This is a genomic window from Microbacterium sp. C5A9 (genome assembly GCF_022627955.1).
Taxonomy (GTDB): Bacteria; Actinomycetota; Actinomycetes; order Actinomycetales; family Microbacteriaceae; genus Microbacterium.
In genome coordinates, this window is record NZ_JABXGD010000006.1 from 1 (window position 1) to 21,587 (window position 21,587).

The window sequence follows — 21,587 nt, forward strand, 5'->3', positions numbered from 1 at the left end:
TGTTGAGTTCTCAAGGATCGGATGCTCCCACGACCCAGTCATCACAACCAGGCCCGAAGGGCAACTTCTCTATCTTAGCCACCCTGTCTCGCTTGTCAAATCGGCGCGCGATGCGAATCTTGGATCCGCTGCGCAGCCTGTGACAGCCGCAGATGGGGTGGATCTCCCATCCTAGACGCACGCGTCGTGTCTCACAAGTGAGAGGAGGGAGGTGGTTCTCCGCTTGAGGGGGGTGAAGCTCTCGGCCTCTCCGCTTCCCTGTGGGGCGAACAAGTAATAAGTTACGTGGGTTCCGGGGTTCTGGCAAATCGAGGCGCTCCCCCCGGGCGTGTCGGCGCGGCCGCCGCGGAAGCTTTTTCCTGTCCAGACGCGGGAAACGCCCGGGATGACCGCGCGGAGTACGATCGCACCGTGCTCGACCACTCGAATTCCGCGCCCTCGGGCGCCGTGCTCCGCCGGGTGTTCGCGGAGCTCGCACTGACGCCCGACGCCGCCGACCCCGATGCCGTCCCCACGCACGCCGTGCCGCTCCCCTCCCGGCTCGCGACCGCCGATCTGGCGTGGGCGAGCGTGCGGGCGGTCGGCGAGGCGGCGGGTATCCGCACACTCCCGGATCCCGACCGGGTCTCTCTCGCCTATCGCAGCGACACCGTCTTCGCCGTCGACGGGAGGCGGCCCGACGTGTGGTCTCCCTACTCGGGGTTCTGGCGCTCCCGTGACGGCTGGATCCGAACCCACGGCAACTATCCGCACCACGCCAGACGGCTTCTGGATGCTCTGGGTCTCCCCCACGATGCGGACCCCGATGCCGTGCGGGCCGCGGTCGGCGAGAGGAGCAGTGCGGAATCCGTCGACGCGATCGCACACGCCCGAGGGCTCGCCGTCACCGTCGCTCCCGAGAACCGGGAGTCCGACACGACGTTTCGAACTCGCCCCCTGCTGGAGATCGACGGTCCAGACCTCCTCGGCGCCGCGCTCTCCCCCGCGGTACCCGACCGTCGACCGCTCGCCGGCGTCCGCGTGCTCGATCTCACTCGTGTGATCGCCGGCCCTGTCTGCACGCGAACGCTCGCTCTGCTCGGCGCCGACGTGCTGCGCATAGATCCTCCCCTCCTGCGTGAGCCGGAGTGGCAGCACCTGGACACGGGACACGGCAAGCGCTCGGCCGTGCTCGATGCGAGAAGCGCCGTCTTCCGGGACCTGCTCGACGAGGCCGACGTCATCGTCCTCGGCTACCGACCCGCTTCACTCGCGCGCCTGGGTCTCTCGGCAGAGGCGCTTCGAGAGCGGTATCCGCGCCTGCTCATCGCCGAGCTCAGCGCGTGGGGTGCCGAACACCCCGATCGCGCGGGTTTCGACAGTCTCGTCCAGGCGGAATCCGGCATCGCGCTGATCGAGTCGCAGGACGGCACGACGCCCGGCGCCCTCCCCGCGCAGGCGCTCGACCACAGCACCGGATACCTGCTCGCCGCCGGGATCACCGCCTTGCTGAGACGCCGTGCTGCCGCGACCGGATCGTGGCACATCAGGACGTCGCTGCGGCGGATCGCCGCGGAGCTGCTCGGGATGCCCCGTGGGTCGGCGCCCGCTCAGCTTCCGGTCATCGACATCGCACCGCATACCCGTTCGTTCGCCGTCTCAGGGCACCGGGTCACCACCGTGGCCCCGGCGATCTCGGGAGTCGAGTTCAGCGCGCCCGGATCGTGGGGGACGGATCGCCCGGCCTGGTGAAGCGCCGGAACAGCGGCACCGCGAGACAGAGCACCAGCGTCAGCACTCCCCACAGCGCGCAGGCGGGCGGCAGCACTCGGTACGCCAGATGCTGGACGGTGAATTCGTCGGTGAGGGGTCCGTAGGCGATGACCCCGATGATCCACGCGCTGATCAGCACCGCCGGCAGTGAGAGCCACCAGGCGATGCGGACTCCGGCGGGAACGACCTGCACGACGTCACGCGCCTCCGCCCGACGAAGCCGGAGAAGCGCCCAGACGCCGAGGATGACGAGGCCGATCACGCTGGATCCGTGCTGGAGCCATTTGTATCCGGTGAGCGGTCCCCACATCTCGTCGAGCGCGGGCAGGACTTCGACCCCCCACCTCTTCTCGTGGGTGAAGAGATCCCACAGGATGTGCGACACGACGCCGACCATCAGCGAGACAGCGAGCAGCAGAGGGGCGAACGGCGTGCCGGAGCCGACACCGACCGCGGCGCCCGCCGCCACGCGCCCGGTCTGCGACCAGTCCCTCGGCAGCCTCCGCGCCAGTGCCGACGGCGCCAGTTCGCCGACCGCGGGACGCAGGACGACTCGCCACACGAGGAAGAGCACGAACGCGATGGTGCTCGTCCACACGACGTTCGCGAGCGTGTGCGTGAACGGGTAGTCGACGCCGGCTCCCCGCAGGAACAGCGGGAGGTCGGGGGTCATCGCGCCGATCGCGATCGCCGCGGGCACCAGAGGCGTGCGGATGAACGGTAGCGCGATCACCGCGTGGCTCGGAGTGAACGGCATCAGGAACTCCCGTCGCGGAGGGATCCGGGTGACGATCCGGGCTCGAGCCCGGATCGCCACCGATGGACGATCGGCCGGCGCGATCAGGCCAGGAAGAGTCCGGCGAGGGTCTTCTTGCCTCGGCGGAGCACGGACACACCACCGGGGAGAGAGCCGACGACCGTCGCCGCGTCATCTTCCACGCGTTCGCCGTCGAGCGAGACGCCGCCCTGGGCTATCGCGCGGCGCGCCTCGGACAGGCTCGAGACCAGTCCCGTGGCGACGAGCGCATCGACGACCGTCGATCCCGCAGAGACCGTGGCGTTCGGCAGCTCGTCCAGCGCCGTGCGCAGCGTCGACGCGTCGAGGGTGGTCAGGTCACCCTGACCGAACAGCGCTTCGGATGCCGCGATCACGGCGGCCGCGGCGTCGATGCCGTGCACCGTGGCGACGACCTCGAGCGCCAGTCGCTTCTGCGCGGCACGGCGGAAGGGTTCGGTCTCGACCAGCGCGGCGTACTCCTCGATCTCGGCCCGAGTGAGGAACGTGAACACCTTGAGCCGGTCGATCACATCGACATCTGCCGTGCTGAGCCAGAACTGGTACATCCGGTACGGGCTGCACATCTCGGCATCCAGCCAGATCGCGTTGCCCTCGCTCTTGCCGAACTTGGTGCCGTCGCTGTTCGTGATCAGCGGTGTGCCGATCGCGTGCGCGGCGACGCCTTCGGCTCGACGGATGAGATCGGTGCCGCTGGTGAGGTTGCCCCATTGATCCGAACCGCCGGTCTGCAGCACGCAGTCGTACTGGCGGTACAGCTCGAGGAAGTCCAGGCCCTGCAGGATCTGGTAGCTGAACTCCGTGTAGCTGATGCCCTCATCGGAGTTCAGGCGCGCAGCGACAGCATCCTTCTTCAGCATCGTGCCGACGCGGTAGTACTTGCCGACCTCGCGCAGGAAGTCGATCGCCGACAACGGCGCGGTCCAGTCGAGGTTGTTGACGATGCGCGCGGCGTTGTCGCCCTCGAAGCTCAGGTAGCGCTCGACCTGCGTCCGCAGCCGTTCGACCCACTCCTCGACGGTCTCTCGCGTGTTCAGCGTGCGCTCCGCCGTGGGCCGCGGATCGCCGATGAGTCCGGTCGACCCGCCGACGAGGCCGAGCGGCTTGTGTCCGGCGAGCTGGATGCGACGCAGCGTCAGCAGCTGCACCAGGTTTCCGAGGTGCAGGCTGGCAGCGGTCGGGTCGAAGCCGCAGTAATACGTGATCGGGTCTCCGGCGAGAAGGGCGCGCAGCGCCTCCTGGTCAGTGGACACGTGGACGAGGCCGCGCCACAGCAGTTCGTCCCACACGTTCTCGAACGTGGGGTCGATCGCCGGCGGGGCGGTCGTCAGAGCGGTATTCGACACGCGCTCCAGGCTATCAGCGGCGAGCGGTCGCTCCAGGCCGTTCGCGGGAGCGGGTCGCGGTCCCCTCAGCTGTGCGCGGCCCACCACACGAGGAAGGCGGCTCCCAACCCGATCACCCAGCTCACCAGGCTTCCGACCAGAAAGTACTCGGCGCGGGCGCCCGTCTCACCGTCGCGCGAGATCTCGGGGAATCTGACGATGCCCTTGGCGGCGAGCATCGCCGCCAGGATCGGGTAGGCGGCCGCGAGGGTGAGGATCATGACCAGGATGCGCTCCAGCGGACCGATTAGGCGACCGCCCTTGAAGCCGGCGCGCGGATCACGGGCGGGGACGGCATCGGCCTCGGGCGCGGCATCGGCATCGGCATCGGCGGACTCGACCGGCGCGGCGGGGATCGTCTCCGCCTCGACGGCGTCCGGCCTGGGGATGCGTGCGAGTTCGGCCGGCCGCCACGTGTGCTCGCCGTCGAGCGCGGCGCGCACGACGAGATTCGCCGACTCGAGCAGGAACACCCCTGCGCCCACCGTCAGCATCGCGAGATCGAAGGGGACCTCGCCGAACGGCGAGCGGATGCTCCACACCGCACCGATCAGACCGGCATCCGCGCGGGCGCCGAGAGCGACCACGGATCCGACGCTCAGGACTCCGAGCAGCACTGCGGGCCAGAATCCGAGAGGGGCCCGCCGCTCGGACGGCATGCACCACACCCAGAGCGCGCCGACGACGAGTCCCGCGAGCATCGGCAGCAGGGCGTCGCTCACGCTGCCCAGGAGCAGCAGGATCACGGCGACAGTGAGGTAGCCGACCCACCGACGTGGAGCGAACTGGCGGACGAGATCGGCGGCGCCGACTGCGAGGAGGATGAACCCGGCGACGATCATGCGAGGGATCCTCTCAGCGCGACGAGTCCTTCGAGGAGCGCGGCGCTTCCGGCGTTGCGCAGTGATTTCGAGACGCTCGGCTGCGAGATCCCCTCTTCTGCTGCGAGCTCATGCTGCGACCTGCCGACCAGACGTCCGTAGGTGAGCCGACGCTCGCGTTCGTTCATGACCCCGACGAGCTCGTCCCGGACGAGGAGGTAGGCGTTCGAGGCGGCGATCGTGCTCTCCATGACCTCATCCTGCCCGGGGGCTCCGACAATCCAGGTCCGCGTGCGGGGCACCGCACGACCCTCTCGCGCGTGCACGGTCTCGATCGCGGCGCGCGCCGCATACCAGCCCGGCCCGTCCGCCAGTTCGCCATGCACCGAGTCGACCGCACTCACGTCTCCGATGCCGATGCCGAATCGGAACGCGATGCCGTCGGGAAGGCCGAGCTGGATCATCAGCAGCGAGACCATCGCGTCCTCGAGCGAGCGGTAGACGCCCTGCTGCTCGTCTCCGACCGTGGGGGTCAGCGGATGCTGGGCGAGAGGAAGATCCTTCTCGACGCGGACGATGGTGTCGTCGAGGATCCGCTGCGCCGCCGTGCGATCGTCGAGCTTGCGAGAGCCCACGATGTCGGCGAGTACGGCGATGACCATGGCATAACCGTATCACGAATAACTTGGCTTTATGCCCTATTTGGCTATACGCTCGGAATATGCCTGAATCAGACATCATCTCCTGGGCCGACGGCTCCTGGACACACGCACCCGCCGATCTCGTCACCGATGCCGAGCACCTCGACGTCACCGCCGTCGAAGGCAGCGACGCCTGGCGTCACACCGCCTACGGCTTCGTGCACGACACCGAGCACGCACTGCTCGCTCCCCTGCGAGTCGGGGAGGCGATGGACGTCTCCTTCCGCGCCCCGTGGGACGGGCAGTTCGACCAGGCCGGACTCTTCGTGCGCATCGACGACGAACACTGGATCAAGGCGGGCGTCGAGTTCGCCGACGGCCACCTCGGGCTCGGTGCGGTCGTCACCGACATCCGCTCGGACTGGTCCGTCGGATACGTCGACAACTGGCACGGCAGCGAGATCACGGTGCGGGTGAGCCGCTGGTCGGATGCCGTGATCGTGCGCGCACGCGCGGCAGGCGGCGAATGGCGTCTGGTGAGGGTCGCGCCGTTCGACGGCGATGCCGACGCATCCGCCGGACCGTTCCTCGCCGCCCCCACCCGCTCCGGCCTCGTCGTGCGATTCACCCGCTGGACGCGGTCGGCCGCCGACGTCGCCCTGCACTGAGCCGAGCCACGGACGACCGACCGCGAGCAGAACGGCCCGGGGAGATTCTCACAAGAGAGTCTCCCCGGGCCGTTCTGCGTCGGGGGTGCGGCCGTGTCAGAGTCCCAGGGCGTGAGCGGCCGCCTGCGCACGAGCCACGAGCTCGGCGCGCTGCTCGGCCACCCGCACCGGGGCGGTGCCGCCCGCGCCGGTGCGCGATGCCACAGACCCTTCGATCGTGAGGACCTCGCGCACCTCGGGAACCAGATGCGGGGATACCGACAGCAGCAGCGCGTCGGAGGCGTCCTCGAGACCGATCCCCTGCTCTTCGCAGGCGCGGACGAGCGCACCCGAGATCTCGTGAGCATCGCGGAAGGGCACCCTCCGCTTCACGAGCCACTCCGCGACATCCGTCGCCAGCGAGAATCCCTCCGGCGCGAGCGAGGCCATGCGCTCGGTGTCGAAGCGCAGCGTCGCGATCATCCCGGCGAACGCGGGAAGGACGACCTCGAGGGTCTGCACGGAGTCGAAGACCGGCTCCTTGTCCTCCTGCAGATCGCGGTTGTAGGCGAGCGGGAGCCCCTTGAGCGTCGCCATGAGCCCCGACAGGTTCCCGATGAGACGCCCGGACTTGCCGCGGGCGAGCTCCGCGATGTCGGGGTTCTTCTTCTGCGGCATGATGCTCGAACCGGTCGAGTAGCTGTCGTGCAGCGTGACGAAGCCGAACTCGCGCGTGTTCCAGAGGATGATCTCCTCGCTCAGACGAGACAGGTCGACTCCGGTCATCGCAGCGATGAAGGCGAACTCCGCCACCACATCGCGAGCGGCCGTGCCGTCGAGCGAGTTCTCGGCCGGACGGTCGAGACCGAGCTCGGAGGCGACGAGCGCAGGATCGAGACCCAGCGTCGATCCCGCGAGCGCTCCCCCGCCGTACGGCGATGCGCCCGCGCGTCGCCGCCAGTCGACGAGGCGCTCGAGCTCGCGCACGAGCGGCCATCCGTGCGCCTGCAGGTGGTGCGCAAGCAGCACCGGCTGCGCATGCTGCAGGTGCGTGCGCCCCGGCAGGATCGCATCGGGGTGGGCTTCGGCCTGCGCGACGAGCGCGTCGATCACCCGAAGCAGGTCTCGGGCGATCACACGGGCGTGATCGATCAGGTACATGCGCACGAGGGTGGCGATCTGATCGTTGCGGCTGCGACCGGCACGAAGACGCCCGCCCAGCTCCGGGCCGAGCTCGGCGATCAGCGCCTGCTCGAGGGCCCCGTGCACGTCCTCATCGGACGGGACGGGACGCAGTGTGCCGTCTGCGACCTTGCGGGCCACAGCGTCCAGCCCCTCGTGCATCCGCTCGGCCTCATCCGGCTCGAGGTATCCCGCGGCGGCCAGCGCCGTCGCGTGAGCATGCGAGCCGGCGATGTCGTAGGGGGCGAGCACCCAGTCGAAGTGCGTCGACCGACTGAGCTCGACGAGCTCGGGCGAGGGCCCGCTCGCGAACCGAGCCCCCCACAGTGCGCCCTCGTTGGTGCCGTCGTTCTTCGAGTCGCTCATCACGCGTCCTTCTTGCCGAGCAGCCAGACGAGCAGCGCCTTCTGCGCGTGCAGGCGGTTCTCCGCCTCGTCCCACACGACGCTCTGCGGTCCGTCGATCACCTCGGAGTCCACCTCGTACCCGCGGTCGGCGGGCAGGCAGTGGATGAAGATCGCCTCGGGGTCGGCGATCTGCATCGTCTCGGGGGTCACCTTGTAGCCGCCGAGATCGCGGATGCGCGCGAGCTTCTCCTCCTCCTTGCCCATCGACACCCAGGTGTCGGTGACCACGACGTCGGCGCCGGCTGCGGCCTCGACCGCGTCGGTGTAGAGCGTGATGGACCCACCGGTCTCGGCCGCGCGACGGTCGGCCGCCTCGACGACGTCCGCCCGCGGCGCGTAGTCGGCGGGCGAGGCGATGCGCACATGCATGCCCGCGGTGACGCCTGCCAGCGCATAGGAGTGCGCCATGTTGCTCTGACCGTCACCGAAGAACGTCAGGGTCAGTCCCGCGAGGTCGCCCTTGTGCTCGCGGATCGTGAGCAGGTCGGCGAGCAGCTGGCACGGGTGGAAGTCGTCGGAGAGCGCGTTGACGACCGGCACCGTGGTGCCGGCGGCCATCTCTTCGAGGCCCGCCTGCGCGTAGGTGCGCCACACGATGGCCGAGACCTGGCGCTCGAGCACTCGAGCCGTGTCGGACGGGGTCTCCTTACCGCCGAGCTGGCTGCTCGCGGTCGTGATGATCAGCGGAGAGCCACCGAGGTCGGCGATGCCGACGGCGAACGAGACGCGCGTGCGCGTCGACGACTTGTCGAAGATCACCGCGACCGTCTGCGGCCCCGCGAGCGCCTTGTTCGCCCACCGGTCCTTCTTCAGCTCGATGGCGAGATCGAGGATCTCCGCCTGCTCTGCGGGGGTCAGATCGTCGTCACGCAGCAGGTGGCGGGTCATGCGAGGGCCTTTCCGGATTCGGTGAGGGATGTCTGGACATCGGCGAGCGAGGCCGCGAAGAGTTCGCGGAACTCGGCGAGCTCGGCGTCTCCGATGGTGAGCGCCGGCGCGATGCGCACGGTCTCGGGGTTCGCGGCGTTCACGATGAGACCGCGCTCCTGCGCGGCGGCGACGACCTCGTTCGCGACCGGAGCACTGAGCCCCACGCCGATCAGGAGTCCGCGGCCACGCACTCCGGTGACGAGCGGCGACTCGAGCCCGGTGATGATCTCGCGCAGCTCCTCGCCGCGGCGGGCCGCGTTCTCGACGAGTCCGGCGTTCTCGATCTCGGTGAGAACCGCATCCGCGACGGCGGTGGCCAGCGGGTTGCCTCCGAACGTGGAGCCGTGCGAGCCGGGGGTGAACAGCGAGCTCGCCGCACCGTAGGTCACGAGGGCGCCGATCGGGAAGCCTCCTCCGATGCCCTTCGCGAGCGTGATGGCATCGGGGGTGATGCCCTCGTGACTGAATCCGAACCACGCTCCCGTGCGCCCGGCCCCGGTCTGGATCTCATCGACGATGAGCAGCGCTCCGTGTGCCAGGGTCAGCGACCGTGCCGCCTGCAGGTATCCGTCGGGAAGCTCGACCACGCCGGCCTCGCCCTGGATGGGCTCGACGATGACGGCCGCGACCCGATCGTCGATCGCGGCCTCCAGCGCCTCGATGGTCGCGGGGATGTGCTCGACTCCCCCGGGCATCGGCTCGAACGGCGCACGCATCGCCGCTTTGGCGGTCAGCGCGAGCGAGCCCATGGTGCGTCCGTGGAAGCCGTTCTCGAGGGCGATGATGCGCGGCTTCTCGGTGCCGCCGTGCAGACGGGCGAGCTTGAAGGCCGCCTCGTTCGCCTCGGCACCGGAGTTCGAGAAGAACACCCGGCCGTCGATCCCGGCGCCCGCGAGACGCTTCAGCCGTGCTGCGAGCGCGAGCTGCGAAGGGGTCGCGAAGTAGTTGGACACGTGCGCGAGGGTCGCGGCCTGGCGCGACACGGCCTCGACGAACACCGGGTGCGCGTGCCCGAGCGAGGTCACCGCGATGCCGGCGAGGAAGTCGAGGTGGCGCCTCCCCTCGGAGTCCCAGAGATAGGAGCCCTCACCGCGGGTGAGCATCGCCAGGCGGGGCCCGGCGTTGAGGACCAGATCGCTCGCTGCGTCATCCTGCCAGTTGCTCATGCGTTCGTCCCTGCGCTTCCCAAGACCACTTCTGTTCCGATTCCCTTGCTGGTGAAGAGTTCGACGAGCACCGAGTGCGGCACCCGTCCGTCGATGATGGCGGCGGCGTCGACGCCGCCCTCGATCGCATCCAGACACGCCTTCATCTTCGGGATCATCCCGGATTCGAGGGTCGGGAGCATCTCGATGAGAGCCTCCGAGGTGAGGTGCGAGACGAGCGAGTCACGGTTGGGCCAGTCAGCGTAGAGACCCGGCACATCCGTGAGGATGACGAGCTTGCGCGCCTTCAACGACACTGCGAGCGCTGCTGCCGCGGCATCCGCGTTCACGTTCAGCGACTGGCCGGGGTGATCGAGGTCGGGGGCGATGCTCGAGACCACGGGGACGCGACCGGCCGCGAGGTGGTCGAGTACGGGTGTCGGGTCGACCTCGACGACGTCGCCGACGCGTCCGAGATCGATCTCCTCGCCGTCGATCACGACGCCGCGTCGGCGACCGCCGAAGAGCCCCGCGTCCTCGCCGCTGAGTCCGGTCGCGATCGGCCCGTGCGAGTTGATCTTCGAGACCAGCTGCGGATTGACCTGACCCGTGAGCACCATGCGCACGACGCTGATCGCCTCGGTGTTGGTGACGCGGTAGCCGCCCTTGAACTCGCTCGGGATCTCGAGCCGCTGCAGCATGTCGGAGATCTGGGGCCCGCCGCCGTGCACGACGACCGGCTGCACCCCCACATAGCGCAGATACGCGATGTCCTGGGCGAAGGCCTCCTGCAGCTCGTCCGAGACCATCGCGTTGCCGCCGTACTTGACGACGACGATCTGATCGCGGAACTTCTTCAGCCACGGGAGCGACTCGATGAGCGTCGCGGCCTTGACGGCGGCGACGTCGGGCGTGGTGTCCTGGATGTCGGTCGTCATGAGGCGTAGGCGCTGTTCTCGTGCACGTAGTCGTGGGTGAGGTCGTTGGTGAGGATCGTCGCCGTCGCGTCTCCGACCTTGAGATCGATCACCAGATGCGTCGCCCGAGGAGTCAGGTCGACGTCGTCACGCGGGCGGTCGGGACCCCCCTCGCTGCAGACTCGCACGCCGTTCATCCAGACGTCGACGTCATAGGGGTCGAACTGCGCGGTGGTGGTGCCGATGGCGGCGAGCACCCGGCCCCAGTTGGGATCGTTGCCGAAGATCGCGGCCTTGAAGAGGTTGTTCCTCGCGACCGAGCGGCCGACCTCCACCGCCTCCCCCTCGGAGGCGGCGTGCCGGACCTCGATCGTGATGTCGTGGCTCGCCCCCTCGGCGTCGCCCTGCAGCTTGATCGCGAGCTCCTGACAGAGCTCGCGGAGAGCAGCCGAGAAGTCGTCGAGGGCGGGCGCGACGCCTGATGCGCCGTTGGCCAGCAGCGTGACCTGGTCGTTGGTCGACATGCAGCCGTCGGAGTCGAGACGATCGAACGTGGTTCCGGTCGCGGCGCGCAGCGCGGCATCGGCTTCGAGCGGCTCGAGAACGGCATCCGTCGTGATCACGACCAGCATGGTGGCCAGGCCCGGCGCGAGCATGCCCGCTCCCTTCGCCATGCCGCCGATGGTCCAGCCGTCACGGCTGACGACCGCGGTCTTCGACACGCTATCGGTGGTCATGATGGCCTCGGCCGCCACGTCACCGCCGTCGCTCGAGAGCGCGGCGATCGCCTGCTCGGTGCCCGAGATCACCTTGCCGCGGAAGACCTCGTCGCCGACGCCGATGAGCCCGGTCGAGCAGACGAGGACGTCGCCGGCGCTGATGCCGAGCAGCTCTGCCGCCTTCTCGGCGGTCTGGTGCGTGGTCTGGAACCCGAAGCTCCCCGTGAAGCAGTTCGCGCCACCCGAGTTGAGCACGACGGCTTCGACCACGCGGTCGGCGACGGCCTGCTGCGACCAGATGATCGGATTGGCCTTGGCCCGGTTGCTCGTGAAGACGGCAGCGCCGACCTTCCGGGGGCCCCGGTTGACGACCACGGCGACATCGGGCTTGCCGGTCGACTTGAGGCCGGCGGCGACTCCGGCCGCCTCGAATCCTGCGGGGGCGGTGACGCTCACGGCGCGACTCCGTTCACTGAGAGGGCGCGGGACTCGGGCAGTCCCAGCGCGAGGTTCATGGACTGGATGGCAGCGCCTGCGGTGCCCTTGACGAGGTTGTCGACCGCGGTGACCACGGTCACCCGGTTCGCGGCACGATCGATAGCGAGGCCGATCAGCGCGGTGTTCGCCCCGAGGACGTCGGCCGTCCGCGGGAAGTGGCCGGCCGGCAGCAGCTGCACGAACGTCTCGTCGCCGTACGCGTCCTCCCACGCGGCCCGGATCTCGGCGTCACTCGCATCGCCGACGATCGGCGCGGTCGAGGTGGCGAGGATGCCGCGCGACATCGGGACGATGACCGGGGTGAACGAGATGCGGATGCCGTCCGGCGCCGCCCCGGATGCCGCGGCGAGCGCCTGGCGGATCTCGGGGATGTGCCGGTGGGTGCCGCCGACCGCATAGGGGTTGGCGGTGCCGAGGATCTCGCTGCCGAGCAGATTCGTCTTGAGGCTCTTACCTGCCCCCGAGGGGCCGACGGCGAGCACCGACACGATGTCGCCGGGATCGATCACCCCGGCCGCGACACCGGGCGCCAGGCTGAGGCTGACGGTCGAGGCGTTGCATCCGGGAGCCGCGATCCGCGTGGCACCGCGCAGCGTCTCCCGCTGTTTGGCGCCGCCCACGAGCAGCTCGGGCACGCCGTACGCCCACGGCTCGTGGAAGTCGCCTCCGTAGAAAGCATCCCAGGACTCCCGCGAGGTGAGCCGGTGGTCGGCGCCCGCGTCGATCACGAGAGGGGTGTCGCCGAGAGCATCCGTGTACTGCCCCGACTGTCCGTGCGGCAGCGCGAGGAAGACGACGTCGTGCCCGGCGAGGATCTCGGGCGTCGTGTCCTGCAGCGTCAGATGGGCGAGCGACCGCAGGTGCGGCTGGTGCTGCACGAGCGGCTGGCCGGCATTCGAGTGCGCTGTGACGGTGCGGATCTCGATGTCGGGATGGGACGCGAGGAGGCGCAGGATCTCGCCGCCCGCGTAGCCGGATGCGCCGGAGACGGCGACGGAGTACGTCATGCTTCTACCTTAACGGTCGGACCCCTCGTCGAACTCGGGGTGCAGTGTCGGGAACCGGGGCGGCGACACCGGCACTCGACCGCCGTGCGTGAGCAGGCAGAAGCGCAGGGTCGCCTAGAGTCGGCGGCCGCCGCGGCGTCGGCGCACAGCGATGACGCTCGGAACGAGCGTCAGAGAGGCGGTGGCGGCCGAAGGCATGCCGCGACGATAGCGCGCTCGTCGCGGCATGCGCAAATCCGCTCCGTCACGCACGGCCCGCCGAGACGAGGGGGGCAGCGAAGAACGCGCGCTCATGCGCGCTCGACGCCTCGAACGCCCGGAGCATGCGCGCCCTGCAGTCGGGCGACGAGGCGGCCGCCGTCGTGGTGACGTACGCGATCGCCTGCTCGGTCGCCTCGGCGAACGCCGTGTCGGCGTAGGTGGCCAGCCAGGTGGCATAGGGATGCCGTGGATCGCGCGCGAAGTCGCCGAACTCACCCGCGTGCAGACGCTGCCCCAGATCCGTGTAGAGCCAGAAGCACGGCAGGACGGCGGCGATGAGCTCGGCGTAGTCGCCGCCGAATGCGACGGAGCGCAGGTGATCGAGGTACGCGACCGTCGCCGGTGCGGGTTCGGCAGCGAAAGTCGAGGCGTCCATGCCCTCGCCCGGGGTCAGCCACGACGCATGGAGCTCGAGCTCGCCGATGATCGCGCCGTCAGCCGAATGCGCCCAGAACGCCTGCTCGTGCGGAGTCGGAGCGAGACGCGAGGCCTCGGCGAGCACGCGGGCGTAGTCCCGCAGGTACAGCGCGTCCTGAGCGAGGTAGAACAGGAACGGCTCCCTCGCGAGGGTGCCGTCGGCCATGCCGCGGACGAACGGGAGCCCGTCGATCTCCGCCCGCACGGTGGCGATGCGCTCCCACCAGTCGGCGCGGACCTCGGTCGGCGGCGGGGTCGGATCGAATCCGGCGCGCTCCCACAGACCCGCGAAGTGACTGATCGGTCCGTGACCACGCCCCACGCGGAGACCCTCGCTCTCGCGCAGGGACTCGCGCAGCCAGGAGCGAGCTGAGGCGACCGCATCCGTGGGCCCCTCGCCGCGGGCGAGACGCGTGGCGAGCGCAGACGACAGCGAGCACCCGGTGCCGTGCGTGTTGGCGGTGCGGATGCGGGTGCCCGGGAACTCCGCGCGCGTTCCGCGTGCGACGTCGACGAGCGCATCCGGGACGTCGTCGCCGTCGAGGTGACCTCCCTTGACGAGCACCGCCGCGCTGATCTCCGTCGACAGATCCTCCGCTGCGGCGAGCGCGTCGTCCCACCCCGAGATCGGCCGCCCGGCCAACACGGCGAGCTCTGCGAGGTTGGGCGTCACGACGTGTGCACGCCCCAGGAGCTCGCGCAGCGCTGCCTCGGCATCCTGATCGAGCAGGCGGTCACCGCTCGTGGCCACCATGACGGGGTCGAGCACGACGATCGGCGGTCGCACCGCGTCGAGCCAGTGTGCGACGGCGCGGATCACGTCGGCGTTCGCGAGCATGCCGATCTTCACGGCATCGATGACGATGTCGTCGGAGAGCGCGTCGAGCTGGTCGCGCAGGAACACCGCCGACGGCACGTGCACTCCCCGCACCCCTGTGGTGTTCTGGGCGGTGAGCGCCGTGATGGCCGCCATCCCGTAGCCTCCGTTCGCGGCGATCGACTTGAGGTCGGCCTGGATCCCGGCGCCGCCGGACGGATCGCTCCCGGCGATGCTGAGCACCCGCGGAGCTCCTGCGGCACGCCAGCGGCTCACGAACGCCTCCGCCGTCCGGGTCGGATCGGGCGCCGCGCACAGGGCGGAGACGACGGCGAGTCCCGCTGCACCGGCGGAGCGAAGCCTCTCGGTGTCGTCGATGCCGACTCCGCCGATGGCCACGCACGGCAGCTCGGTCATCGCCGCGAGCCGGCGGAACCCGTCGACGCCGAGAGCAGGCGGGTGGTCGGGCTTCGTGCGGGTGGGGCGGATGACGCCGACGCCGAGGTAGTCGACGGTTCCGGCGGGGAGTGCTCGCACGGCCTCGATGTGCGCCGCGGTGTTCGCCGTGAGTCCGATGAGCGCCTCCGGTCCGAGTGCCTCGCGCGCCCGCAGCACCGACGCGTCGCCCTGGCCGAGGTGCACGCCGTCGACTCTCGCCCCCTGCTCCCGCGCGGCGAGAGCGGCGTCGAGGCGGTCGTTGACCACGAGCAGAGCGCGCCCGTCGATCACCCGCGAGAGCTCGATCAGCTGTGCGGCGGTCTCTGCATCCGTCGCCGTCTTGTCGCGCAGCTGGACGATGCGGACGCCGCCGTCGACCGCCCGACGCACCGTCTCGACGACGCCGCGATCACCGCAGAGCGCCGGATCCGTGACGAGATACAGGGACAGGTCGGCGATCACAGTGCACGCTCCTCGACGCGGGCGGAGGCGGCGAGCTCGTGCGGCTGCACGGCGGCGAGCGCGTCGAGCAGCGCGACCGCGAAGCTGCCGGGTCCGGATGCGCGCGCGGCGGCGTGCTCGGCGGCGATCGTGTACACCAGGCTCGCCGAGGCGACCGCGCTGAGCGCATCGATGTCGGATGATCGCGCCGCGCCCAGGAAGGCCGCCATGACCGCGCCCAGTGCGCAGCCTCCCCCGGTGACGCGGGTCAGCAGCTCGTCGCCGTTCGCGATGCGCACGATGCGGTGGCCGTCGGTGAGGAGGTCGACGGCTCCCGACACCGCCACGACCGAACCGTGACGAGAGGCGAGCGCCACGGCGGCGTCGGCGGCGGCATCCGGGGTGTCTGTCGCGTCGACTCCCCGGCCGCCGCCGCTGAGGCCCGCGAGCGCGAGGATCTCAGAGGCGTTGCCGCGGATCGCGGTCGGACGATGCTCGACGAGCCGGTGCGCGAGCTCGGTGCGCACAGGCAGTGCGCCGATGGCCACGGGGTCGAGAACCCACGGCGTACCCGCGGCTCGGGCACCCTCCACCGCTTCGAGGCTCGCCGCACGCTGCTCGGGCGTCGGAGTGCCGAGGTTGATCAGCACTCCCCCGGCCACTCCCGCGAACGGGCCCGACTCCGTGACGATGTCGACCATCGCCGGGGCGGCACCCACCGCGAGCAGCACGTTGGCCGTGAACCCCGTCACCACCGTGTTGGTGATGCAGTGGGTCAGCGGTGGCGCCTCGCGCAGCGCGGACAGGAGCTCCGCGGCCGTGGCCACGATGGTCGATTCGGATTCCGGACGCAGACGATCGCTCATTGCGACATCCCTTCGCTAGTACGAACTAGATCAGGTTCGACGGGTCTGTTCTCAGCCGCGGATGCGGCACCCCGTGTCACTCGATCGAAGTCTAGCGATCCGTCCGGCTCAGCCGAGGCGCTGCAGCAGCTCCAGCTCGTCGTCGCGACGCAGACCCGCACGGCGTTCACGGTCGACCCCCCGCTCGCGCTCGTCGGCGACGACCGTCGCGATCGTCTCGTCGAGCGGTCGCAGCGATCCCCCCGCGGCGCGATATCGCGCGTGGGACCGGGTCATGAATCCGGTCATCTCGGCGGGCAGCCACAGGGGCAGGGATCTCTCGCCCGCCCAGTGCTGCACGCCGTTCGCGACCAGCCAGTCGTCGTCGGCGACCACCGTCTCACCCCCGTGCCCCGTGCTGTGTTGCATGGACGAGAGGACCTCCGCGAGGGGATGCCGGTCACCGACCGCGTTGATCACCCCGGTGGCCGACGCGGTGGCGATGAACTCCGACAGGTCGTCGACGTCGATGACCTGCACGCTGCGCCCTTCGGCCCTCGGGACCAGCACCGGCCCGTCCACCGCCCTGAGAAACGCCGCGGCCCAATAGCCGAAGCGGTCGCTGGGATCGCCACTGCCGACGATCAGCCCCGGGCGCACGATCAGGGCACGGTCGCCGAGGGTGCGGACGACGTTCTCGGCGGCCACCTTCTCGGCACCGTAGTCGTACTCGTCGCCCGGCTCCGCGGGCGGATGCACCGCCGCTGTCTCGTCAGCGTCCGTCGCCTCGTCGTCGGAGTACACCGACACCGACGACACGTACGTCCAGCGCCCCGCCCTGTCGCCCAGAGCCGCGACCGCGGCCGCGACATGTCCGGCGTGCGACGAAACGTCGATCACGTGATCCCAGTCCCGCCCGGCCACCGCGCTGTACGCCTCAGGATCGTCCCGATCGGCGAGCACCAGGCTCGCTCCGTCTGGCGAGGGCCGCCCGCCTCGCGCGAGGCACATCACCGTGGCGCCGTCCAGCAGCATCCTGCGGGCGATGCGCCCCGACAGCCAGCCCGTTCCGCCGAGGATCAGCACATCAGTCATGCGCCCATGCCATCAGCATCCGCCGAGAAGCGGAAGGGTCTTCCGCTCAGGGCGGAGAGATCCTCACCCGGCGCGCAGGTCGTCCAGTCCCGCCAGCGACGGGCGCGTCCACGACGGATCCGGGCGCCACCGCACCCACTCCGGGTCGAAGGGCCACTCGCCCGCGCGGAACGACTCGATCGCCGCTCCCGCGTGCCTCTCGATCTGCGCGGCCTGCGAGCCCGTGAGTCGTCCCTGCTCGATGGCCGCGATCACCTCGTCCTCGTCCTTGAGCGACACCGAGCCGTCGGGCTCGATCTCGACGTCGAGGATGTGGTCCGACGAGTACGTGTCGCGGTCCGTGCGCAGATGCGCGTTCTCGAGGTTCACGTACCATCCGGCGAACGTCCATTCGGGGCCGGTGGCATCGCTCCAGAACAGCCACACCGACCAGGGCGCACCGGCGGGCGCGATGCGCAGGATGCCGTTGCCCCACCACTCCTCGACGATGCGGATGCGGGGTTCGAGCCAGCGCCGTTCGAGTGGCACCGTGCGAACCCTCCGGCCGTCGGGAGCACCCTGCGATTCCTGCAGCGTGCCGGGTGCGAGCCAGGCGACGAGCCCGCGCTCATCGTCACGCACCACGCGCATCGGGGTGATCGTGGATGCATCCCCGGGCTGCCACCCCGGCTTGCGGTAGTGCCAGTCGATCTGCTCGCCGGACGGGAGGAACGGCCCCTCGCCCAACGGCCGAGCGCCGTCGGGCACCGCAGCGGGGGTGCTGTGCGGAAGGATGCTCATCCCGACACCGTACCCCGGGTGCGGACGGTCCATGACGCATGCGTGAACCGCATCCCGGATCGGGATGCGGTTCGTGCATGCACGCGTCAGTCGCGGATCGTCGCGCCGAAGCGCTCGGCCGCGACAGCGACACCGGCGAGCTTGGCCTCGGTGGCCTCGGCCGCCGTGAGCGTGCGGTCGTCGGCGCGGAAGCGCAGCGCGAAGGTCAGGCTCTTCGAGCCCTCAGGCACGCCGTCACCGCGGTAGTCGTCGACGAGGCGCACCGACTCGAGCAGGGCCCCCGCACCGTCGGTCAGAGCGGCGCGAACCGCTCCGGCAGGCACGTCTGCGCCCACGACGAGCGAGACGTCCTGCGTGGCCGCCGGGAAGGTCGACAGCGACGCCGCGACGGCCCGCTGGCCCGCGAGGGCGAGGATGCCGTCGAGGTCGAGTTCGAGAACCGTCGCACGGCCGGGAAGGTCCGCCTCTGCGGAGACGTCGGGGTGGAGTTCGCCGAGGTAGCCGACCTCGACGTCGCCCACGGTCAGCACACCGGTGCGCCCCGGGTGCAGCGCAGCGCGCGTCGACTGGGAGATCACGATGTCGACTCCGGCCGCCTCGCCGATCACCCGCACGGCGTCGAGAGCCTCCGACAGCCCGGCGGGCTCCGCGGCGCGACCGGGCTGCCGGGCGATGACGTTGCCCGTCAGCAGCACCGCGACGTGGCGGTGCTGCGGCGGGATCGACGCGTTCAGCTCCGCGAGGGTCTCGTCGCTCGGACGCACCCCGAGCGGCGGAACCTCCGCCGTGCCGTACTCGACACCGGGCTCGGGCAGGAACACCACACCCGTCTCGAACAGCGCCAGATCCGTGAGGCCGCGCGAGATGTTGCGGTGCGCGATCTGCAGGAGACCCGGGATGAGCGAGCGGCGCAGGAACGGCGCCGATCCGTCGAGAGGGTTGGCGAGGCGGATGCTCGGCAGGTGCTCTCCCGACGCCGAGCCGTGGCGGTCGTTCTCGGCCTCCGTCGTGAACGGGAACGAGGGGGTCTCGACGAGACCCGCCGCCGCGAGTGCGTTCGCGACACGCCGGCGTCCCTGCTGATGCGCCGTCAGGCCGCGGCCGGACGGAGGGGTCGGCAGCACCGAGGGGATGCGGTCGAGCCCGTGGATGCGGGCGACCTCCTCGGCGAGAGACCACTTGTCGGTGAGGTCGGGGCGCCAGGTCGGCGGGATGACCGTCCAGCCCTCCGGAGCCTCCGACCCTGTCGACGCCGTGACCTCGGCCCCGATCATCGTCAGGGCGCTCTCGATCTCGGCGTCCGTGTAGTCGACGCCGATGAGCCCCTGCACGAAGCCCGTCGGCAGCTCGATGTCCGCGACGAACACCTCGGCGAACAGGGCGCCGCCCTCGTCGGTGAGCGTCCCTCCGGCGAGCTCGACCATCAGGTCGGCCGCGCGACGAGCCGCGACGAACGGGATGAGCGGATCGACACCGCGCTCGAAGCGCTTGGACGCCTCGCTCGGCAGCTTGTGACGGCGGGCGGTGCGGGCGATCGTGACGGGATCGAAGGTCGCCGCCTCGATGAGCACGTTCTGCGTGGTCTCGCTCATCTCGGTGGTGCCGCCGCCCATGACGCCGGCGAGGCCGATGGGTCCCGAGTCGTCGGTGATGAGCAGGTCCTCGACGTGGAGCGTGCGCTCCTGTCCGTCGAGCGTCGTCATCTTCTCGCCCGGAGTCGCACGACGCACGGTGATGCCGCCGCTGAGCCGGTCGAGGTCGTACCCGTGCAGAGGCTGCCCGAGTTCGAGCATGACGTAGTTGGTGATGTCGATCAGGATGCCGAGCGACCGCATCCCCGCGAGCGACAGACGCGCGATCATCCACGGCGGCGTCGGGCGCGCCGGGTCGACCCCGCGCACGACGCGGGTCACGAACTCGCTCGCACCCACGCGACCGCGCACGGGTGCCGTGTCGTCGACGATCGCCGTGTGACCGGATCCGGGCTGCAGGTCGGCGAAGTCGCGCTCGGCGGGGTCGCGGAAGACCGCACCCGTGGCATGCGAGTACTCGCGTGCCACACCCCGCAACGAGAACGCGTAGCCGCGGTCGGGCGTGACGTTGATCTCGACGGCCACATCGTCGAGCCCGAGCAGCGCGATCGCGTCGGTGCCGACGGGTGCGTCGAGACCCAGGTCCGACAGCACGAGGATGCCGTTGTGCTCGTCGCCCAGACCGAGCTCGCGCGCCGAGGCGATCATGCCGTCGGAGACGTGACCGTAGGTCTTGCGCGCGGCGATCGGGAAGGGACCGGGCAGCACGGCACCGGGCAGGGTGACGATGACCTTGTCTCCGACGACGAAGTTGTGCGCGCCGCAGACGATGCCGCGGATGCCGCCGTGCTCCTCCCCGACATCGACCTGGCACCAGTTGATGGTCTTGCCGTTCGACTGGGGCTCCGGCTCGAGCGAGACGACCTGGCCGACGACCACAGGGCCGGAGACCTCGAAGCCGTGGACGTCCTCCTCTTCGAAGCCGACGGACACCATCGCCGCGAAGACGTCCTCGGGCGACGCATCGGCTGCCAGATCGACGTACTCACGCAGCCACGACAGAGGGACGCGCATCACACCACCATCCCGTACTGCTCGCTGAAACGGACATCGCCCTCGGCCATGTCCCTCATGTCCTGCACGTCGCTGCGGAACATGAGCGCCCGCTCGACGCCCATCCCGAACGCGAAGCCGCTGTAGACGTCGGGGTCGATCCCTGCCGCCCGCAGGACGTTCGGGTTGACCATCCCGCATCCGCCCCACTCGATCCATCGCGCGCCGCCCTTGAAGGTCGGGTGCCACAGGTCGAGCTCGGCCGACGGCTCGGTGAAGGGGAAGTAGTTCGTGCGGAAGCGCGTCTTGGCCTCCGGACCGAAGAGCTGGCGCGCGACGTGGTCGAGCGTGCCCTTGAGGTGGGCCATCGAGATGCCCTTGTCGATGACGAGACCCTCGAACTGCGTGAACACCGGCAGGTGCGTCGCGTCGAACTCGTCGGTGCGGTACACGCGGCCGGGGCACAGCACGTAGATCGGCACGTCGCGGTCGAGCATCGAGCGCACCTGCACGGGGCTCGTGTGCGTGCGCATCACGAGGTGACGCGAGGCGGGGTCGACGTAGAAGGTGTCCTGCTCCTGACGAGCGGGGTGATCGACGTCGAAGTTCAGGGCATCGAAGTTGAACCATTCGTGCTCGAGCTCGGGACCTTCGGCGATCTCCCACCCCATGCCGACGAAGATGTCGGAGATCTGCTCGCTGAGCAGGGTGAGCGGATGCCGGGCGCCGACGCGCGTGCGCGAGGGCACCGCGGTGATGTCGACGCGCTCGGACTCGAGGCGCGCGGCGACCTCGGCCGCGGCGAGTTCGGCCTCCTTGGCCGCCAGAGCCTTGGTCACCTGACCGCGCCCCTGACCGACGAGCTTGCCGAACGCCGCCTTGTTCTCGGGGGCCACCTGACGCATCGACGCGTTGAGGACCGCCAACGGCGATCCCTCGGCGACGTGAGCTGCGCGGGCCGTCTTCAGCTCGGCGGTGTCGCCTGCCGCGGCGATGGCGTCGAGCGCCGCCGCGACAGCGGCTTCGACCGCTTCCGGGGTGATTTCGAGTGACTCAGACAC

18 protein-coding genes and 1 riboswitch are annotated in these 21,587 nt (G+C 70.1%); of the genes, 2 read left to right on the forward strand and 16 right to left on the reverse strand.

All coding sequences use genetic code 11. The features are described 5' to 3' along the window. Positions 1-411: 411 nt before the first annotated feature. Positions 412-1,731 (forward strand): CoA transferase, encoded by a 1,320-nt coding sequence (locus HWD99_RS11870; RefSeq protein ID WP_241796437.1) that lies wholly within the window; start codon positions 412-414, stop codon positions 1,729-1,731. Here the strand turns inward: HWD99_RS11870 and HWD99_RS11875 are convergent. From HWD99_RS11875 to HWD99_RS11890, 4 genes are all read right to left on the reverse strand, one after another. Further along, positions 1,688-2,509: a DUF4184 family protein gene (locus HWD99_RS11875; RefSeq protein WP_241796438.1), complete on the reverse strand. Its 822-nt coding sequence runs from the start codon at positions 2,507-2,509 to the stop codon at positions 1,688-1,690. The genes HWD99_RS11870 and HWD99_RS11875 overlap by 44 nt on opposite strands. A gap of 83 nt (positions 2,510-2,592) precedes the next feature. After that, positions 2,593-3,894: a tyrosine--tRNA ligase gene (tyrS, locus tag HWD99_RS11880; RefSeq protein ID WP_241796439.1), complete on the reverse strand. Its 1,302-nt coding sequence runs from the start codon at positions 3,892-3,894 to the stop codon at positions 2,593-2,595. A 65-nt stretch (positions 3,895-3,959) separates the two neighbouring features. Then, the gene (locus HWD99_RS11885; protein ID WP_241796440.1) at positions 3,960-4,775 is read right to left on the reverse strand and encodes a hypothetical protein; all 816 of its coding nucleotides are present in this window, start codon (positions 4,773-4,775) and stop codon (positions 3,960-3,962) included. After that, complete coding sequence (locus tag HWD99_RS11890; RefSeq protein ID WP_241796441.1) at positions 4,772-5,416, reverse strand: SatD family protein; 645 nt, start codon at positions 5,414-5,416, stop codon at positions 4,772-4,774. Before HWD99_RS11890 ends, HWD99_RS11885 begins: the two co-directional genes overlap by 4 nt. A gap of 59 nt (positions 5,417-5,475) precedes the next feature. Here HWD99_RS11890 and HWD99_RS11895 point away from each other — a divergent pair, with 59 nt between their 5' ends. Then, a complete protein-coding gene (locus tag HWD99_RS11895; RefSeq protein ID WP_241796442.1) occupies positions 5,476-6,063 on the forward strand; it encodes a DUF1349 domain-containing protein in 588 nt (195 codons plus the stop codon). 96 nt (positions 6,064-6,159) lie between these two features. Here the strand turns inward: HWD99_RS11895 and argH are convergent, their stop codons facing one another. The 12 genes from argH to pheS all read right to left on the reverse strand — a co-directional run bounded on the left by argH (position 6,160) and on the right by pheS (position 21,587). Beyond that, entirely contained in the window at positions 6,160-7,590 is a 1,431-nt protein-coding gene (gene argH, locus HWD99_RS11900) for an argininosuccinate lyase (RefSeq protein ID WP_241796443.1), read from the reverse strand. Beyond that, positions 7,590-8,519 (reverse strand): ornithine carbamoyltransferase, encoded by a 930-nt coding sequence (argF, locus tag HWD99_RS11905; protein WP_241796444.1) that lies wholly within the window; start codon positions 8,517-8,519, stop codon positions 7,590-7,592. Before argF ends, argH begins: the two co-directional genes overlap by 1 nt. Continuing rightward, positions 8,516-9,727, reverse strand: a complete 1,212-nt coding sequence (locus HWD99_RS11910) for an acetylornithine transaminase (RefSeq protein ID WP_241796445.1) — start codon at positions 9,725-9,727, stop codon at positions 8,516-8,518. Before HWD99_RS11910 ends, argF begins: the two co-directional genes overlap by 4 nt. Beyond that, entirely contained in the window at positions 9,724-10,644 is a 921-nt protein-coding gene (gene argB / locus HWD99_RS11915) for an acetylglutamate kinase (protein ID WP_241796446.1), read from the reverse strand. The genes HWD99_RS11910 and argB overlap by 4 nt, the downstream gene beginning before the upstream one ends. Beyond that, positions 10,641-11,798, reverse strand: a complete 1,158-nt coding sequence (gene argJ / locus HWD99_RS11920) for a bifunctional glutamate N-acetyltransferase/amino-acid acetyltransferase ArgJ (RefSeq protein WP_241796447.1) — start codon at positions 11,796-11,798, stop codon at positions 10,641-10,643. Before argJ ends, argB begins: the two co-directional genes overlap by 4 nt. Next, positions 11,795-12,847 (reverse strand): N-acetyl-gamma-glutamyl-phosphate reductase, encoded by a 1,053-nt coding sequence (gene argC, locus HWD99_RS11925; RefSeq protein WP_241796448.1) that lies wholly within the window; start codon positions 12,845-12,847, stop codon positions 11,795-11,797. The genes argJ and argC overlap by 4 nt, the downstream gene beginning before the upstream one ends. Positions 12,848-13,091: 244 nt before the next feature. Beyond that, a complete protein-coding gene (locus tag HWD99_RS11930; RefSeq protein ID WP_241796449.1) occupies positions 13,092-15,242 on the reverse strand; it encodes a bifunctional hydroxymethylpyrimidine kinase/phosphomethylpyrimidine kinase in 2,151 nt (716 codons plus the stop codon). After that, a complete protein-coding gene (gene thiM / locus HWD99_RS11935) occupies positions 15,239-16,087 on the reverse strand; it encodes a hydroxyethylthiazole kinase (RefSeq protein WP_241796450.1) in 849 nt (282 codons plus the stop codon). Before thiM ends, HWD99_RS11930 begins: the two co-directional genes overlap by 4 nt. After that, positions 16,078-16,171, reverse strand: a riboswitch (TPP riboswitch). It overlaps the preceding gene by 10 nt. 24 nt (positions 16,172-16,195) lie before the next feature. After that, positions 16,196-17,161: an NAD-dependent epimerase/dehydratase family protein gene (locus tag HWD99_RS11940; protein ID WP_241796451.1), complete on the reverse strand. Its 966-nt coding sequence runs from the start codon at positions 17,159-17,161 to the stop codon at positions 16,196-16,198. Between the two features lie 63 nt (positions 17,162-17,224). Then, the gene (locus HWD99_RS11945) at positions 17,225-17,941 is read right to left on the reverse strand and encodes a DUF402 domain-containing protein (RefSeq protein ID WP_241796452.1); all 717 of its coding nucleotides are present in this window, start codon (positions 17,939-17,941) and stop codon (positions 17,225-17,227) included. Between the two features lie 86 nt (positions 17,942-18,027). Further along, positions 18,028-20,547: a phenylalanine--tRNA ligase subunit beta gene (pheT, locus tag HWD99_RS11950; protein WP_241796453.1), complete on the reverse strand. Its 2,520-nt coding sequence runs from the start codon at positions 20,545-20,547 to the stop codon at positions 18,028-18,030. Then, the gene (gene pheS / locus HWD99_RS11955) at positions 20,547-21,587 is read right to left on the reverse strand and encodes a phenylalanine--tRNA ligase subunit alpha (RefSeq protein ID WP_241796454.1); all 1,041 of its coding nucleotides are present in this window, start codon (positions 21,585-21,587) and stop codon (positions 20,547-20,549) included. Before pheS ends, pheT begins: the two co-directional genes overlap by 1 nt.

Coding starts and splice junctions, on each gene's coding strand:
- argH (WP_241796443.1), bottom strand. CDS start 7,590: ATGAGCGACTCGAAGAACGACGGCACCAACGAGGGCGCACTGTGGGGG.
- argF (WP_241796444.1), bottom strand. CDS start 8,519: ATGACCCGCCACCTGCTGCGTGACGACGATCTGACCCCCGCAGAGCAG.
- HWD99_RS11940 (WP_241796451.1), bottom strand. CDS start 17,161: ATGACTGATGTGCTGATCCTCGGCGGAACGGGCTGGCTGTCGGGGCGC.
- pheT (WP_241796453.1), bottom strand. CDS start 20,547: ATGCGCGTCCCTCTGTCGTGGCTGCGTGAGTACGTCGATCTGGCAGCC.
- argB (WP_241796446.1), bottom strand. CDS start 10,644: ATGACGACCGACATCCAGGACACCACGCCCGACGTCGCCGCCGTCAAG.
- HWD99_RS11890 (WP_241796441.1), bottom strand. CDS start 5,416: ATGGTCATCGCCGTACTCGCCGACATCGTGGGCTCTCGCAAGCTCGAC.
- HWD99_RS11885 (WP_241796440.1), bottom strand. CDS start 4,775: ATGATCGTCGCCGGGTTCATCCTCCTCGCAGTCGGCGCCGCCGATCTC.
- HWD99_RS11875 (WP_241796438.1), bottom strand. CDS start 2,509: ATGCCGTTCACTCCGAGCCACGCGGTGATCGCGCTACCGTTCATCCGC.
- HWD99_RS11895 (WP_241796442.1), top strand. CDS start 5,476: ATGCCTGAATCAGACATCATCTCCTGGGCCGACGGCTCCTGGACACAC.
- argC (WP_241796448.1), bottom strand. CDS start 12,847: ATGACGTACTCCGTCGCCGTCTCCGGCGCATCCGGCTACGCGGGCGGC.
- HWD99_RS11945 (WP_241796452.1), bottom strand. CDS start 17,941: ATGAGCATCCTTCCGCACAGCACCCCCGCTGCGGTGCCCGACGGCGCT.
- thiM (WP_241796450.1), bottom strand. CDS start 16,087: ATGAGCGATCGTCTGCGTCCGGAATCCGAATCGACCATCGTGGCCACG.
- HWD99_RS11910 (WP_241796445.1), bottom strand. CDS start 9,727: ATGAGCAACTGGCAGGATGACGCAGCGAGCGATCTGGTCCTCAACGCC.